The sequence below is a fragment of the Sodalinema gerasimenkoae IPPAS B-353 genome (assembly GCF_009846485.1).
Taxonomy (GTDB): Bacteria; Cyanobacteriota; Cyanobacteriia; order Cyanobacteriales; family Geitlerinemataceae; genus Sodalinema; species Sodalinema gerasimenkoae.
In genome coordinates this window covers 974,658-990,801 of the sequence record NZ_ML776472.1, presented here as the reverse complement: position 1 = coordinate 990,801, position 16,144 = coordinate 974,658, and the positions used below count along the sequence as shown (strand labels likewise).

The 16,144-nt window shown below is 53.8% G+C and carries 11 protein-coding genes; 1 reads left to right on the top strand and 10 read right to left on the bottom strand.

Features of this window, described 5'->3' with window-relative positions:
* Nucleotides 1-38 precede the first annotated feature (38 nt).
* Nucleotides 39-3,599: an AAA-like domain-containing protein gene (locus L855_RS04380; protein WP_159784630.1), complete on the top strand. Its 3,561-nt coding sequence runs from the start codon at nt 39-41 to the stop codon at nt 3,597-3,599.
* On the opposite strand, the gene lnt is transcribed toward L855_RS04380, so the two are convergent.
* From lnt to L855_RS22160, 10 genes are all read right to left on the bottom strand, one after another.
* Nucleotides 3,579-5,123, bottom strand: a complete 1,545-nt coding sequence (lnt, locus tag L855_RS04375; protein WP_192924995.1) for an apolipoprotein N-acyltransferase — start codon at nt 5,121-5,123, stop codon at nt 3,579-3,581. The genes L855_RS04380 and lnt overlap by 21 nt on opposite strands.
* Before the next feature lie 58 nt (nt 5,124-5,181).
* The gene (locus tag L855_RS23015) at nt 5,182-5,583 is read right to left on the bottom strand and encodes a 7(1) septoil knot domain-containing protein (protein ID WP_484591228.1); all 402 of its coding nucleotides are present in this window, start codon (nt 5,581-5,583) and stop codon (nt 5,182-5,184) included.
* Between the two features lie 62 nt (nt 5,584-5,645).
* Nucleotides 5,646-6,383 carry a hypothetical protein gene (locus L855_RS04370; protein ID WP_159784627.1) on the bottom strand — a complete coding sequence of 246 codons (738 nt, stop codon included), beginning with the start codon at nt 6,381-6,383 and terminating at the stop codon, nt 5,646-5,648.
* A gap of 36 nt (nt 6,384-6,419) precedes the next feature.
* Nucleotides 6,420-7,250 (bottom strand): 16S rRNA (cytidine(1402)-2'-O)-methyltransferase, encoded by an 831-nt coding sequence (gene rsmI, locus L855_RS04365; protein ID WP_219729988.1) that lies wholly within the window; start codon nt 7,248-7,250, stop codon nt 6,420-6,422.
* A gap of 62 nt (nt 7,251-7,312) precedes the next feature.
* Nucleotides 7,313-8,224 (bottom strand): S1 RNA-binding domain-containing protein, encoded by a 912-nt coding sequence (locus tag L855_RS04360; RefSeq protein WP_159784621.1) that lies wholly within the window; start codon nt 8,222-8,224, stop codon nt 7,313-7,315.
* A gap of 79 nt (nt 8,225-8,303) precedes the next feature.
* Nucleotides 8,304-9,038, bottom strand: a complete 735-nt coding sequence (locus L855_RS04355; RefSeq protein ID WP_159784618.1) for a dienelactone hydrolase family protein — start codon at nt 9,036-9,038, stop codon at nt 8,304-8,306.
* A gap of 274 nt (nt 9,039-9,312) precedes the next feature.
* Entirely contained in the window at nt 9,313-10,269 is a 957-nt protein-coding gene (locus L855_RS21100) for an IS110 family RNA-guided transposase (protein WP_192924994.1), read from the bottom strand.
* A 319-nt stretch (nt 10,270-10,588) separates the two neighbouring features.
* A complete protein-coding gene (locus L855_RS04350) occupies nt 10,589-10,951 on the bottom strand; it encodes a type II toxin-antitoxin system RelE/ParE family toxin (protein WP_159784615.1) in 363 nt (120 codons plus the stop codon).
* Entirely contained in the window at nt 10,941-11,183 is a 243-nt protein-coding gene (locus L855_RS04345) for a type II toxin-antitoxin system RelN family antitoxin (protein ID WP_159784612.1), read from the bottom strand. Before L855_RS04345 ends, L855_RS04350 begins: the two co-directional genes overlap by 11 nt.
* Before the next feature lie 201 nt (nt 11,184-11,384).
* Nucleotides 11,385-16,127, bottom strand: coding sequence for a glycosyltransferase (locus tag L855_RS22160; RefSeq protein ID WP_159784609.1), 4,743 nt, complete (start codon nt 16,125-16,127; stop codon nt 11,385-11,387).
* Nucleotides 16,128-16,144 lie beyond the last annotated feature (17 nt).

The following is a 16,144-nucleotide window of genomic DNA, read 5'->3' as shown; positions in this document are numbered from 1 at the left end:
CGTGATTTAATTGATAGTGAATAGTGGATAAATAATCATTGATTTCATCATCAGCAAATCTCTATCAGGTGGGTGGAAGTTTGCCCGCGCGATCGCAAACCTATGTGCAGCGGCAAGCGGATCGCGAGCTATTGCAACGACTTCTCAATGGGGAGTTTTGTTATGTCTTCAATGCGCGCCAGATGGGCAAGTCCAGCTTACGGGTGCAGGTGATGGCCCGGTTACGGGAGGCGGGGGTGATTCCGGGGGCCTTGGATTTAACGGCCATTGGCACGCAACAGGTCAATGTAGAACAATGGTATGCGGCGATCGCCGCCATTCTCAGTAAACAGTTTCAACTCAAAACCAATCTCCGACAATGGTGGCGCGATCGCCTGGAGTTACCGCCGCCGGCTCGTTTGGGAGAGTTTATTGGGGAAATTCTGCTGGCAAAAACGCAACAGCCCTTGGTGATTTTAATTGATGAAATTGACAGTATTCTAGCTCTAAAATTCGCCACCGATGATTTTTTTGCTCTGATTCGTAGCTGCTACAATCGTCGTGCGGATCAGCCCCAATATCAGCGTTTGAGTTTTGCCCTGTTTGGGGTAGCCACGCCGGGAGAATTGATTGCGGATAAAAATCGCACTCCCTTTAATGTGGGGCGAGGCATTTCTCTACAGGGATTTAAGCGGCAAGAAGCGACGCCTCTTGTGGAGGGATTAGCCGCAATCTTTGCCCAGCCCATAGCGGCATTAGAGCATATTTTGTATTGGACGGGGGGACAACCCTTTCTCATGCAAAAACTCTGTCAATTACTTCTCGATTCCTATCAAGAACAGTCCTCTCGGGAGCAAATTTGTGGGCAGGACACACAACCATTTATTGATAGTTGTGTGCAAGAAAAGATTCTCCACCATTGGGAAGCCCAAGACGAACCGGAACATCTCAAAACCATTCGCGATCGCCTCCTCTATGATGAAAAACGAGTGGGAGAATTGCTCAGTCTCTATCGTCAAGTGTGGCGCTCAGAACAGTCTCCCGCAGAAGTGCTTTCCATTGCGGCGATCGAATGTCCAGCCCAAACGGAGTTGCTTCTCTCGGGGATCGTGGAAAAACGAGATGGCTATCTGCGGGTCAAAAACCCCATCTACTATCAAGTGTTTAACCGGGATTGGGTTGATGAACAGCTCAACCGTCTGCGTCCCTATGCCTCATTGCTCAACGCTTGGATTGAGTCAGGCTATCAGGATGAATCCCGATTGTTACGAGGCAAAGCCCTACAAGAAGCCCTAGACTGGACGCAACAGAAGGGTCTGGGGGACTTAGACTATCGCTATCTCAGTGCCAGTCAAGACCTAGAACAACGGGAGATTCAAGTCAGACTTGAACGGGCACGATTAGAAGAAGCTGAAGCACGGCTGGAGATTGAGTGGGAGAGTAGCCGTCGTCAACGTCGCCTATTGGCTGGGTTAACAGTGGCCCTAGTGGGGGCGATCGCCCTGGGAATCGGTACGTTCCGGGCCTATCAACAGACGGCCGTGAGTGAAATCAAGGCGATGATGGCCGCATCGAAAGGGAGTTTTGCCTCCAACGAGCAACTCGATGCCCTGATTCAAGCCCTACAAGCGCGACAGAACTATCAACAACTCCAGTTTATCCCCGCTGGGGTGAGCCAGGACTTAGATCGCCAGACTCAGGAAAGCTTACAACGGGCCCTCTATGGCAATTATCAGTTTCATCGCCTTCAGGCTCACAGCGAGTTAAGCTTGGGCTTAGATTTTAGTGCCGACGGTCAATTCTTCGCCACCTCAGGCATTGACCAAACCGCTAAAATTTGGCGGCGAGATGGAACCCTTGTCCAGACTCTTTCCCATACCTCGACGGTACAAAGCATCAAATTTAGCCCCGACAGTCAATCCTTAGCGGTGGCAACCTTTGAGGGGACGATTTACATTTGGTCGGTCAACGGCACTCTGGAGAAGACCCTGAAGGATCATCGGGCCGAAGTGGCAGAGGTGGCCTGGAGTCCTGATGGTCGTCAACTGGTATCCGTGGGCCGGGATGTGAACGTACGATTATGGTCTGTTGCAGACAGAAACCTGTTACAAGTCCTAGAGGGCCATGAAACCTTCTCGCGAACCGTAGATTTTCATCCCCAGGGCCATCAGTTCGCCTCCCTGAGTGTCGATGGAACCTTAAAAATCTGGGGAACCGATGGCCAGTTATTGCAAAGCTTTGACGAGGTGGATGCACCAGGGTTGGCGATCGCCTACAGTCCCGATGGCGAGCTGATCGTCGCCGGGTACAGCGATCATAAGGTCCGTCTATGGCATCCGTCGGAGGGTTTACTCAAAACCCTCAGTCATCATGAGGCGGGAGTGACCACCGTCGCCTTCAGTCCTGATGGACAGCGGTTTGCCTCGGCTGGGGTTGATCGGGAACTGAAGATTTGGTCCCGTCAGGGAACGCTGTTACAGCAGTTAAAGGGACATAATAGCCATTTGCGGCGTGTGGCTTTCAGTCCGGAGGGGACTGAGGTGGGAAGTTTGGGGGAAGATGGGGTGTTGAATCGATGGCAGGTTGGAAATCCCTTTCGCCAGGTGTTGCAGGGCCATGGAGATGTGGTTTGGGGGGCGGACTATCTGCCTCAATCCTCGCCTCTCAATCTACAATTGGCGACGGTTTCCGGGTTAGATGTTCAGCTTTGGGACTCCCAGGGGGAATTGCTCAATCATTTGCAACAGGTAAGCTCCCGGCGTTTCTATAGTATGGCGGTTCATCCGCAAGAGCCACGGCTTGTGGCAGGAACCTCGGGGGGAGAGATGGTTCAGGTGGATTTGGCAACAGGGTCTAGTCGCTCTTGGCAAGGGGATGGGGTGGGAATTATGGCGTTGGCCTATGGTCTTGATGGACGCTGGTTGGTCTCCGGTGGGGTCTCATTTCCTCTGAAGGTCTGGACTCGCAATGAGTCTGGCGATTACCAGCTGTACCATACACTCGAAGGACATCGGGATCAGGTTTGGGCGCTGACGTTTAGTCCTGATGGGTCCTATTTCGTCTCGGGGAGTCTCGATGGGGTCATTAAAGTCTGGGAACTGGGATTGGACTACGATGGGGGCCGGTCTCGCTTTGAGGCAACGCCAAGGGTCACGATTGATAGTCAACAGGGGGCAATTTGGGGGATTGCGGTGAGTCCTGACCATCAACAGATTGCCACCACTACTCGCGATGGCTGGTTGACCATCTGGAATCGAGAGGGGGAAGCTGTCACACAGGTGAATGTGGCTGAAGATCAGGGACTAACGCGCTTAGATTGGAGTGCCGATGGTCGTTGGCTGGCGGTGGGCCGTGTGGATGGCAAGATTGACCTCTATACCCCTGAGGGAGAGTTTGTTATCAGCCTGGTGGGTCATGAGTCGGAGGTGCTGACTCTGGCGTTTCGTCCCGATAGTCAGGGGTTGATTTCTGGGGGCCAGGATAGTTTGGCGATTCACTGGGATTTAGAGAGTATTCTCAGGACGAATTTGATGGAGGCTGGCTGCGATCGCATCCGGGATTATTTGCAGCATTCGCAGGAGCGGATGGGGACTGAGGGGTTATGTAAACGGTTCTTTTGAGCGAGGCCAGAGACTGGGGAGGCTCGCCAGGCTTAAGACCCAAACCAACCAATCCCCCCAACGCACATAGAGGGTTTGACCTTGGCGGCGATAAATCCTCTCGCTGTGGGTGGCGTACTGGTTCATCTCGGAGATCCAAAGAGTCTCACCATGGGGGGTGACAAAGGCAGAATGGCCGGTATTGGTGGCCCGGACGGCCCAGCGATCGAGTTCAATGGCCCGCATGACATCCTGGGCATGGTGTTGGCGAGGCATGGAGAGCGCATAATGGGCGTTGTTGGCGGCACTGAGGAAAAACTCGCCCCCTCGCTGGGCCTGGGCTTGGAGATGCTGCGGAAACGCGGATTCGTAGCAGATGCTGACAATGGCAGGTCCGAAGGGAGTTTGTAGGAGTTGGTCCCTCGAACCCGGTATCATCTGGGCTTGTAGAGGAGACAGACGACTAATAAACCCTCCTAAAACCGACTCAAAGGGGATATATTCCCCAAGGGGGACGAGAATCGCTTTGTCGTAATAACTCAGGGTTTCTCCGGTTCCGCTGAGGCTTAACAGGCTATTGGTGTAGTGGCTTGGGGTTCCCCGTGAGGTTCCTAGCCAGGCCGGAACGCCGCGATCGCGAATGGCTTGATAGAAATGCCCAGCGGGACTGTTGCTATATTGGAGGCGATCTGCATCCCACAACACCGGTAAAGCCGTCTCTGGGGTCATCACCACATCAACCCCAGCATCACTGAGGGTCTGATAACCTCGGGTATAGCCTTCGAGGGCTTGTCGTAAGCCTTCAGCATAGAGTTTAATTTCGTTGGGGATATTGCCCTGGATAATTCCCACGGTCAGACTCTGTTCGGGGTCGTCGTTGAGGGGACGGCTGTAGAGATAGCCCCCCAGTCCCTGGGCGAGTCCCCAAATCAGCAGGGCTGCAAAAATCGCCGGGAGACGGATGTTTTTTCGGGACAGGTCAAATGAGTCAAACGCTGCCGCCCAACAGCCGTTCACGGCGACGAGGACAGCGGTGATGGTGGTGGTTCCCGAGAGTTGCCCCAGGTGTAAAATGGGCAAATTATGGGGACTTTGAGTATAGGACAGAGAAGACCACCAGAGGGGGAGCGATCGCCACAGCACTTCCAAGAGACACCAACTGGCCACACCCATCAGAATCCTCGGCCCCCAAGCTTTGGGACTCCATTGTTGGAAATAGGCCCAGAGTGCGACTAAAAGGCCACCCCAGACGATGATAATCAGCCAACAGGTGATGGCAATGGCCAGACTAGCCAACCAAGGAACGCCCATCCAAGTCATGGGATGAACCCCAGTAATCCAAAAAATGGCAGTTCCATGAAATCCCGCACCCCAAGCGGCCCCCAACCACCAAGCGGGAGTGTTTTTTTGCCCAATCAGCCACCAGAGAGGGGCCAGGGCGAACCATCCCAGGCCCCACAATTCAAAGGGGGCCACGGTACAGCCCATAAGGACACCACTGAGGAGACTCAACAGACTGGGGGCAACTATCTTGACTTTAACCATGGGTCTAGGGCTATACATAAAACCATGAGCAACGGCAATTTCTGCCCTTTGTCATAGTTTAGGGAATTCCTGGAAATGATGTTACCTCTTTAATGTCAATATCTGGAAAATGATTCACATATTTCACGGTGAAATCTGGGAAGTGTTCCACCCACTTCCACTTTCCACATCGATTAGGAAAAGAGGTTACGATTTCAACATTTAAATCTGGGAAATGGTTGACCTCTCGAATTTTAATGTCGGGAAAGTGATTGACAATTTTCACATCTCCATAGAGAGGAATTCCCTGAAAGGAACAGGTATTTTTGTCAATAGAATGTCTAGCCGAATAACTTGGATACGATAACACGAATGCCAGAATGAGTCCTAATAAAAACGTCGAGATGGCTTTTAGGATTATTATTCTGGGGGGCTTAACGTATCTTAATCGGGTTGAGTCTTTTTTGTCTTGTTGTACCATCACGGTAATTTATCTTAACCAGTGGTTCACGACGTATCATCTCCACGGCAGCTTGTGTCGAGTTACGGGATTTGATAGAGTCTTGCTAGAGACTGGATTGTTGCTGGGCTGGGGCTATCATCGGGGTTATTGCCGTTCCCATTCTCCACATCAATTGAAACGATGACTGAATCCTTAGTAATCTGGGCGCTGAAGTGGTCTTGAATGGATTGAACGAGAAAGTTAATGACTTCCACGGTGAGTCCCGTTTCCTGCGCCATTCTTTGGTCAAGTTCTGTGTCTTGGAGGAAGTCTTGCAGCCGCTTTTGATTGAAAATTCGCAGTTGGGTATTGACCATCTGGTTCAACAGGGGACTGAGGTCATTACTGCGAATAAAGGGCACATTGACCTGCACTCGAGTTTCTCCAGCTTCTACATTCAGAGACCCTTGGTTGAGGTTAACGAAGACCGTTTGTGAGAGTTCAAAATTCACCAGTCCAATGACCGGGTACTCGATGGCCAGATTGCCCAAAATGCGGAACCCGTTATCGACGAGTTGATAGCGCATTCGACGAATGGTAAAGGGGAAAAATTCGTCGTTGTTGATGTCCTGTCGCGCTTGATCGAGGAAGCGATCGAGGTGTAGTTTTTGGTCGAGACAGGGCCGGGGAAATTCAATATCTAGGTGGCGGCGATCGCCTTCAACCTGCGATCGCAGTTCACAGGCAATCAGAGTCCCCCCAGGCAGACTCATCCAGGGGACAAGAATCAAGGTGAGGGAGAGGACAAACGCTAAAATCCAACGCCAACGACTAATCACGGGTTTACTTTCCAAAAGATGGCCTAAAGAAATGGCCTAATCCGTCAAGGTTAAGGCAATTTGATAGATATCACGACGCGATAGAGGGGTCGATTGTGCCAGGAGACGGCTGGCCTGCGATCGCGAGTGACCCTGTTCCATCAGGGCCTGTAGTTCTGATTTTAGGGCGGCTTCGGAGAATTGACGACTCGGGGAGGGACAGCCGCCAATCACCAGGGTATATTCCCCTTTGGGGTCATGGTTTTGGTAATGGGCGATCGCCCCGGCCAAGGTTCCCCGCCAAATCTCCTCAAAGCGTTTCGTCAATTCCCGGCCTAGGGTAACCCGACGTTCTTCTCCCAAGACGGTTTGTAAATCTTCGAGAGTCTGTCGCAGCCGATGGGGGGCTTCATAGAACACCAGCAATCGCGGTTCATTTTGCAACTGTTCGAGGCGTTCCTGGCGTTCTTTCCCTTTGAGGGGGAGGAAGCCTTCAAAACAGAAGCGATCGCCCTCAATCCCGGCTACACTCACCGCCGTCACACAGGCACTCACCCCTGGAATGGGAGTCACCTGAATCCCGGCCGCTGCACAGGCTTGGACGAGTTCATACCCCGGATCAGAAATCCCTGGCATTCCCGCATCCGTCACGAGGGCGATCGCCGTCCCTCCCTGAAGGCGAGACAGCAGTTCCCCCAAACGCTCATGGCGATTATGGTGGTGATAACTGATCAGGGGCGTCTCAACCTGGAAATGCTGCAACAGTTTCCCCGTATGACGGGTATCCTCCGCTGCAATCAAATCCACCTCCTTCAGGGTTTGGATGGCCCGCAAGGTCATATCCTGCAAATTGCCAATTGGCGTTCCCACCAGATATAAACCAGCCATTGTCATCAGCAAATTACCTCCCTGTGGGGGCGAATGGCCCTTGGGCGAACGGCCGTTCGCCCCTACGAATTGGTTTCGGGAGACGCCTCCTCCGTCTGATGATGACTAAACCGTTCCTCGGCGTTATCCATCACGTCTTGGAATTTCTCCAACACCTCACCGGGATAACTTTCCAATTCCTTCATCGACAGAGAGATGCGGTTTTTCCACTCATCAATCTCCGTGATAATCACCTTCAGGGGTTGTCCTTCTTCAAACAGGGTTTCTAAATCGGGAATCCGGGCCTTACTAATCTGTTTAATATGCAGCAGTCCCGTCACGCCACCGAGTTCCACGAACACCCCATAGGGTTTAATGTTGGCAACGGTTCCCTCGACTAACTCCCCGGCCACGAGATACCGCATCCGACTGGCTTTGGCGGCGAGGCGGTGGGAACAGACTAACTTATCCTCATCGGCGTTTACCTCCAGCAATGTCACCGTGAGATGTTGGCCAATCAGGGCATCGAGATTATGGCGTTCTACGAGGTGCGATCGTGGGATAAAGCCGCGCAAGCCACGCAAATCAACCACTACACCGCCTCGGTTGGTTCCCGTGACCTCAACCTCAACCGTCTCCCCAGACTCCTGGAATTCCGCCATCTTGTCCCAAGTTTCCTTAATCTCAATCTGACGAATCGAGAGAGTCACTTGTCCATCGGCGTTGGCCCCACGAATCACCAGAAACTCCCGTTCCTCATTCAGGGGGAGTGCCTCTTCGAGGTTCGTCACCAACTCCGCCGAGACTTCCTTGAGGGGCAAAAAGCCATGGGACTTACCGCCAATATCCACATAAACCCCATTGGCATCATGTTCAAACACCTTTCCGGTCACCAACTGTCCCGTTTCCGGAATCGCATCGTGGCCCTCCAGGGCTTTGGCGAAGTCTTCCATCGAAAAGGGCATGTCCCGATTAGAGCGAGATTGAGCAGTCATAGAAAAAACAGGGAATAGGGAATAGGGAACAGGGAACAGGCTTCCCCCCCCCTAACCACGATACACCAACCCAAGTTGTTTAATCTTTCAACTGACCGAACAACTGCCAAATCTCGCCCCAGGCCTGTTTGGCCACTTCGGGATGATAACTCTCCCGCTGGTCACAGAGGAAGCCATGGGTCGCGCCCTCGTAGCGGAAGAGCTTATGGTCGATGTGATGCTCCTGTAACGCCTGTTCGATGGTGTCAACGTCGTTTAAGGGGATGAGGGGGTCTTCTGTGCCGAAAAAGGCGTATATGGTGCCAGAAATGGCGGGGGTGCGATCGCAGGTCGTCCCCACCTCCTGACCGGGACACATCTGAGCAATCCCAGCCCCGTAACAGGAGGCCGTCACCTGAATATCGGGGAGGGTGGCCGCCAGATAGGCCACATGACCGCCAAAACAGAAGCCGATACAGCCAAACTGGTCTGTGGTGTTGGGCAAGCCTTTGAGATAGTCCAGACTGGCTTGGGTATCGCCGAGGAGTTCGCTGGCTTTGGTTTGGACCTTATACTCCCGTCCTTTGGCTAAATCGGCGTCACTATAGCCGACCTCGAATCCGGGTTCGAGGCGTTGGTAGAGTGCGGGGGCGATCGCCACATACCCCTGAGCCGCAATCCGTTCCGTCACCTCGCGGATATGAGCATTAACGCCAAAAATCTCCTGAAACACCACAATTCCCGGATAATCTCCCGGTTCACTCGGCTGAGCCAGATAGGCATCAATCTCCAACCCGTCATTCTCAACCTTGACCCATTCACGTGATATAGACATGACACAAAAATCCTAAATACACCGATGGTAGGGTCTGTTCGGCGATCGATCAACCCCAGACACCCGACCCCAATCTCCCAACTCACCCAATCCAGAAACCCGGTGTCTCCCAAAATGGTAGCGACTGTCTTAATTGTCAAGGATAACGTGTTTGGGTGCATAATCTCGCTCTTGAGTCAAGGGGCTGCTTTAAAGAGCAGCACAATCCTAGGCAGTTAACGGCTTGGATCAGCCCTTCTGTTACTGCCTCAATTGTCAAAGCATTCAAAGGTGGCTAAGGACGAGCTGCTGGGCTTTCTGAATACTGCCAGGGTCGATGATCTCGAACCATCGCATTCAACATGACCAGAAGTTTACGCAGACAGGCTGTTAAAGCTAGTTTTTTCGGCTTGCCTTTTTTGACGAGGCGTTCGTAAAAAACTTTGATAGCTGGATTGTGTCGCATGGCCACAACGGCCCCCATGTACAAAATTGCTCGGACCGGTGCCCGACCTCCTTGAATTCTTCGTTGACCTTTGTACTTGCCACTGTCAAAATTCAGGGGTGCTACACCGACCAAGCGAGCAATTTTCTTGGCACTGAGTTGACCCAGTTCGGGTAGGTCAGAAACCAAGGTAGTGGCAATCGCTTGACCGATGCCGGGCATGGTTTTAAGTAATTCGACTTTTGATGACCATTCCGCACAATTCTGAGTCAATTCCTCAATCTCGGCGTTGAGTTGTTCGAGACGTCCCCTGAGATAGTCTAGGTGAGCCTCGATATCCACCAAAGCCTTGCCACGTGCGCGACGACAACGATTTTTCTCAGCCGTTTGCATCTCAATGAGCTGACGCCGGCGACTCGTTAACTCTTGTAGTTGACGAGTCTCAGCCGAGCTCGATGCTAGAACCGGGGGCTTTAGGGCTTCGCCATAATACGCCAATGTTTGAGCATCAATCGCGTCAGTTTTAGCTAAACGACCAGTAGCTTTGGCAAAATCTCGACCTTGGCGGGGATTGATGACTGAAACGGGGAACTCGGCCTCTTGTAATTGAATGACCAGTTCCCTTTCTAGTTTCCCAGTCGCTTCGACCACAACTCGCTCGATCCGCTCGTTTTGCCAAGACTCGACGAGTTGGGCAATTTGGGTCGGGCTGTTGGGGATTTGGATGGCTTTTCCCAATGGACGAATGTAAACATCCAGAGTCTGTTGACTCACGTCAACTCCGATCCACTGAGGTGTCTTTGACATGATAGGTTCTCCTAAATTAGCTCTGTTAAGATGAACAAGACATCTTCTCAATTTCACTCATCCTTGCCTGATACGGTCTTTGGGATGAACCGAAATTTCGGACGTCCTTGACCCAGGCGACTGTTCGAGTTCAGTCGAGAAGATTACCTTGTAGTGACCCATGCTACCAAGCGGCCTTTTCCGACCTAGGGTGCGGCGGTCTACTATGTTTCTCAATATACAAGGGTGCGTCCCGGCATCGAGCCACCTCGAAGCCACGACCCCAATTTTCAAACTTGCCGGAACGCACCGCCCCCAGGAACCCCACCGTTCCCTTAATTCATGTTTCTTGATCACAATTATCTAAAATCTCTTGGATTTCAGCATTGCTAATATCTTGCTGTTCCAATTTACTATAAATGGTTAACAATAAAATACAATTTCCCGATTCCAACAAGTAGAGAATACGATATCCCGAACTTTTTCCTTTCTGAATATTACTATTTTTCGCTCTAACCTTATAAATGCAGAGGGTTTCGCCAAAACCGCAAATGCGATCGCCCAAGATATCCCCTTGTTGTAATCTTTCGATTAACCCCTGCGTATCTGAACGAATATTCCGATATTTCTTAGCTAATTTTTTGAGACTCTTACGATATTCAGGGGTTAAATTGATGGTTACCCGTTCAGAATTACTCGGCATCAATCCCCTCCCACATCTGCTCCAAGGGGATTCGTTCTCCTGCCCTCGCCTCCTGCAATGCTTGTTTTAAACTCCCTTGAACCTCCTCCACTGGAGTATCATCAGAATCTGCCTCATCGTCGTCTATCGAGAGAATAACCTTGACGCGAGTCTGTGATTTTAGGCTTAACGGTTCATCTAAAAACAATTGACCGCGATCGTCAACCTTAGCCATCCCTTCAAAAACTTTCATCGCATTACCTCAAGCATCATGCCAATCTTATACCATTTTTTGAAATCCTTGCCAGACATACAAACCGAAGAGGGCGACCACAAGGGTTCGCCCCTACAGACATATGGCACAATTTTTGAAAAATGGTATTAGCAAACTCTTCACCCCCAAACCCAGAAACCCGGTGTCTCCAAAGACACCGAGTTTCTAAGCCCCCACAGACTAACCCTTCACCAAAAACACCCGCTCATAATCCCCAATCAGCCAAGTCGGCAACAACCCATGGGCGCTACTCAACCGTAACTGGTCCGCCCGACAAATCAACATCGCCGCCAAGAAACATTGCAGGGACTTCGGACGATTCATCCCCTGGGATAACTCCGCCCCCAACTGCTCAAACAACGACTGTTCCGCCGCCGTCTTCGCCAACTGCTGCATCCCACTGTTCATCAACAACCGCTGCACGTCACCCATAGGCCCTGCATAGGCCCCCGGCAACTGGTCCGCCGGTAAACTGAGCCAATACTGACACAACTGCTGCCGCGCTTGCCGTAACCGCACCAGGGCCGCCCCATCATTGGGGTTCTGCTGCAACCGCTGCACCAATTCCGACACCTGAGCCACAAACTCAGGACTCGGGGGCTGGGCCGAGGAGGGCGGCTGCACTTTGCCCTCAAACACTGCCTCATAATCCGGCAATAACCAGGCCGGAAGCCGTGTTGCTGCCTCCTGGACTCGTAATTGGTCGGTGGGGTAGTACAACATCGCCCCCATGAGGGCATTCAAGGACTGGGGTTCCGTTAACCCCGACCCCTTCTGGGTTAATTCCTGACGATAGGCCTGTTCCTCCGGGGTGAGGGGCTGTTTCTGGAAACCACTGGTGAGGAGAATGCGATAGCCCCGTCCCAAATCCTCGAAGTAAATTCGCTCTAACTCCCCTTGGGGCACGGTCAGCCAATGGTCCACAAACTGACGGCGAATTTGGCGCAATTCCCCGAGGACTGTGGCATCGTTGGGGTCGATTTGATAGAGATTCACCGTTCCTAAAAGGCGATTTAGGAAATTGGGACTGGTCACGGGATAGTCTGGCAGGGGGGGCGTGGTGGCGGCCGGCTGCGGGGGAGGCACTTGCTCAGCAGAGACGGGTTTGGCAACGCCGTCTGCCGGGAGAGCCGCCTCAAAGACCGCCTGATAATCTCCATAGAGCCAGTCTGGCAGGCGGGTGGTGGGTTCCTGAATTTTGAGGGTTCCGGGGGGGAAGTAGAGGAATAACCCCATCATGGCGTTGACCTCCTGAGCATGACGGGTTTTCCATGCTTCTGCCAGTTTGTCTCGGGTTTGCACTTCAATATCCGCGAGGGGCTGTTTCTGGAAGCCACTGCGCAAGAGTTTCCGATACACCCGACCGAAGTCACTGCCGTAATGGACGGCCACCGTCTCCAAGGGTTGACTGGCGAGGTTGAGAATCAGTTGGTGGCGCAGATTGCGCAGGTTGAGAATAACCTCGGGCTGGGTGGGATCGGCTTCGTATTGGTTCAGGGCCGCCTCTAAGGCCCGTAACAAGTCTGGGGAGAAGGCTTGAGAGGGAACCGTGGCGCCGATAATGGGACTCTGGGGAGTCGGGGTGGGACTGGGTGCGGGGGCAACAGGGTCGGGGCTTGGCTCGCTCTCGAAGACGGCGGCGTAGTCGGGGTAGAGCCAGTCTGGGAGCCGAGTCTGGGCATCCCGCACTTTCATTTCGTCGGCGGGGTAGTAGAGCATGGCCCCCATGAGGGCATTTAAGGACTGAGGGGTGGCCAGTCCTGCGCCCCGTTCCGTTAACTGTTGGCGATACTGCTGTTCCTCGGGAGTGAGGGGTTCGCTTTGCAGGTTACTTTTTAAGATGGCTTTAAATGCTTTGCCAATTTCGCTGTTGTATGCTAACGAGAGTTGGTCGCTGGGCAGGGTGAGCCAGTGGTCGACCAGTTGCCGCCGCAGTTGCCGCAATTCTTCGATGATGGGCTGTTCGGTGGGGTCGATGTAGTAGATGTTGCAACAGCCGATGGTGCGGTTGATGAAGGCTTGGCTGCTGGGATGGTCGTCGTTGCTCGGGGGGGTGGGGGCGTCGCTGGGGTGACCTTGGACGAGGTCTTGCAGCACTTGGGCGATTTTCTGGCTGAAGGCGCGACTGTCTAGGAAGGGGGGGGTTTGGGCCATGGCGGTTTGGAGTTGTTGCTGTTTGGCCTGTCGCCATTGGGGATTTTGCGCCAGTTGGACGGCCAGGTCGAGATAGTGGTCGTCGCTGTGGGCGATGAGGTCGGGGAGGCCCAGTTCCTGCAGTAGGGCGGCGGATTGCCGGAAGCGCAGTTCTGACCCTTCTCGGGCGACGATGGGCAGTCCCACCCGCAGGGGGTCGAGGACCGAGGCGGCGCCGGAGTAGGGGAAGGAGTCGAGATAGATGTCGGCTTGTTGCAGGGCCAGGCGCACGTCGGCGCGGTTGGGCAGGGTTTTGATGAGCAGCAGTCGTTGAGGGTCCACGTTGTGGCGTTGGAGGGCCTGCTGCATCTGTTGGAAGAAGGGGGTCTCGAGTTGGGGATGTCGCCCCCAGTTGGGACCGAAGGGGTACAGCACCAGGATGGAGTTGGGGAGGCGGGCCAGGAGTTTGGCCCAGGTGTCCCGCAGTTCGGGGTTGATTTTGCGGAAGTTGGCCCCGGAGATGAAGACGGTGGTGTCGGGGGGGAGACCCCAGTTGGCGCGGTTGAGGTTGACGCTGGGTTGGTCGTGGTCGGGGGGGAATTGGAAGCAGAGTCCGGACCCCTCGATGGTGACGAGGCGTTCGCTGTACTGGCTGGAGTCCGTGGCGGTGAGGGAGCCGCCTAGGTAGATGTCTAGGTTCCGCATCCCGGTGGTGGTGGGGGCGGAGAGTCCGGTGGTTTGGATGCGGGCCAGGCGATGGAGGCTCAGCAGGGTCAGGGGGTAGGAGCGGGCGGTGATGTTGGTGCCGATGAGGAGGATATCCAGGTCATCTTGGCGCACTCGTTGGGCCATGGCGCTGAGGTTGTCGGCGGGGAGGACGGTGAAGTGGTCGGCCCGCTGGCGACAGTAGTCTTCGTGGGGATGGCCCGTCTGTTGCAGGGCGTAGAGGTGGATTTGGAATTGGCTGCGGTCGAGGTGTTCGAAGGCGGGGATGGTGGTGAAGGTTTCGGCGGAGGGCAGGTAGTTGAGGCAGAGGATGCCGAAGCGGATGGGGCGGTTGTCGGGACGGGGGGGGAACTGATGGTCGAGTTGGCAGCCTTGTTGTTCGAGGTACTGTTCGAGGATGGCGGCTCGGGTTTCTTGGACGGCCCGTTGGTCTTGGTCGCTGAAGCAGAGGGGGGTGAGGTTGGCAAGGTTGGCGAAGGCTTTGGCCAGGAGTTGGCTGGCGGGGCTGTTGGGCTGCTGTTGCAGTTTTTGTTGGAGGTAGGTCAGCCACTGGCTGAGGTAGTGGTGGTATTGGTTGACTTCACCGAGGTCTTTGAAGAGGCGGGGGGACTCGAAGAGGTAGGTGAGGTAGAGTTCGGTCATCCAGTTGGGGATGGGGGCGTTGTGGTACTGGATGTTGAATTGGTGGGGGTAGCCGTAGAGGGTGGCGCAGAGAAAGGCTTGCAGGGCGCCGGGGGCTTGTAGGCCTTGGCTGAGGGTTTGGCTGAGTTGGGCGATGGTCTGGCGGTCTTCGGGGGTGAGGGGTTCGTTTTTGAGGCCGCTTTGCCAGAGGGCTTTGTGGAGTTGCCCGAGTTGGCTGTTGAAGTGGGTTTCGAGTTGGTCGTTGGGCAGGTTGAGCCACTGCTGGGTGAGGTGGCGGCGGAGTTGGCGGGGGTTATCGAGAGTGGGGGTGGGAATGGAGGTGGAGGTGGATTGGGGGGTGGGACTCTCTGTTTGTGCCATCTCTGTCAAAAACGAACGAATTTCTTTTGCCATCCTACCCCATGAGAAGCTCTGGGCCTGTTTTAAGCCTAAGTTTTTCAGGGCTTGGCGCTGCTCGGGGGATTGGATGTGTTGGAGGGCTTGGAGCATCCCTTGAACGTCGTTGGGTTGGACGTAGAGGGCGGCGTTTCCGGCGACTTCGGGTAGGGAGGAGGTGGGGGAGGTGATGACGGGACAGCCGCAGGCCATGGCTTCGAGGACGGGCAGGCCAAAGCCTTCGTATTGGGAGGGGAAGACGAGGGCGGTGGCGCCGGAGTAGGCGTTTCGGAGGTCGTCGTCGTTGAGGTAGAGGAGGTGAACTTGGGTGTCTTGAACGTAGGGTTGTAGGTGGGTTTCGAGAACGGTGTCGGTGCCGGTGCAAACCAGTTCAAAGTCTTGTTTGTTGGGGAGTTGGGCGAAGGCTTTGAAGAAGAGTTCGGGGTTTTTGTATTTGGACCGCAAGCCGCTGAGGAGAAAGTAGGGTTTGCGGATGTTGAAGTGTTGTTTGAAGGCCTCGATGTCGGCGGTGGGGGCGGGGTAGAACTGCTGACTTTTGCCACAGGGGGCAATTTTGATGGGTTTTTGATGGGAGTTGGGGTAATACTGTTGTAGGTCTTGGGCGGTGTTTTGGGAGATACAAATGTAGCCGCTGGCTTGTTGGGCGGCGCGGACTTTTTCTCGCCACATGGGCTTGTTTAAGTTGTAGTTGAAACGCTCTGGGATGAGGTCATAGGCCATGAAAATGGAGGGGGTGGACTGGGGGGTGGTGTAGTAACTGGAGATAAACAGTTGGGCCTGGTGTTGGTCGCAGATGGTTTGTAGTTGTTGGCGATCGCCCTCTATGGTTTGATAGCTATAGGGGGGCAGGTCTAGGTACTCCAATCCCGGAAACCGAGGGGCGGTTCGGTTTCGATCTAAAATCAACAGATTCTGGGCAAAGTCGGAGGTTGACCATTCTTCGAGTAAAGACTGCCAGAGTCGGGCAATTCCGGTCTGGTGAATCTGGAAAAATACGGCATCAATGATAACTTTAGGAAAACTCATAAACTTGGAAAATCAAA

Excerpts from the sequence above, each read along its gene's own strand:
- lnt (WP_192924995.1), bottom strand. The coding sequence starts at position 5,123 with ATGGTTAAAGTCAAGATAGTTGCCCCCAGTCTGTTGAGTCTCCTCAGT.
- L855_RS23015 (WP_484591228.1), bottom strand. The coding sequence starts at position 5,583 with ATGGTACAACAAGACAAAAAAGACTCAACCCGATTAAGATACGTTAAG.
- rsmI (WP_219729988.1), bottom strand. The coding sequence starts at position 7,250 with ATGGCTGGTTTATATCTGGTGGGAACGCCAATTGGCAATTTGCAGGAT.
- L855_RS04360 (WP_159784621.1), bottom strand. The coding sequence starts at position 8,224 with ATGACTGCTCAATCTCGCTCTAATCGGGACATGCCCTTTTCGATGGAA.
- L855_RS04355 (WP_159784618.1), bottom strand. The coding sequence starts at position 9,038 with ATGTCTATATCACGTGAATGGGTCAAGGTTGAGAATGACGGGTTGGAG.
- L855_RS21100 (WP_192924994.1), bottom strand. The coding sequence starts at position 10,269 with ATGTCAAAGACACCTCAGTGGATCGGAGTTGACGTGAGTCAACAGACT.
- L855_RS04350 (WP_159784615.1), bottom strand. The coding sequence starts at position 10,951 with ATGCCGAGTAATTCTGAACGGGTAACCATCAATTTAACCCCTGAATAT.
- L855_RS04345 (WP_159784612.1), bottom strand. The coding sequence starts at position 11,183 with ATGAAAGTTTTTGAAGGGATGGCTAAGGTTGACGATCGCGGTCAATTG.
- L855_RS22160 (WP_159784609.1), bottom strand. The coding sequence starts at position 16,127 with ATGAGTTTTCCTAAAGTTATCATTGATGCCGTATTTTTCCAGATTCAC.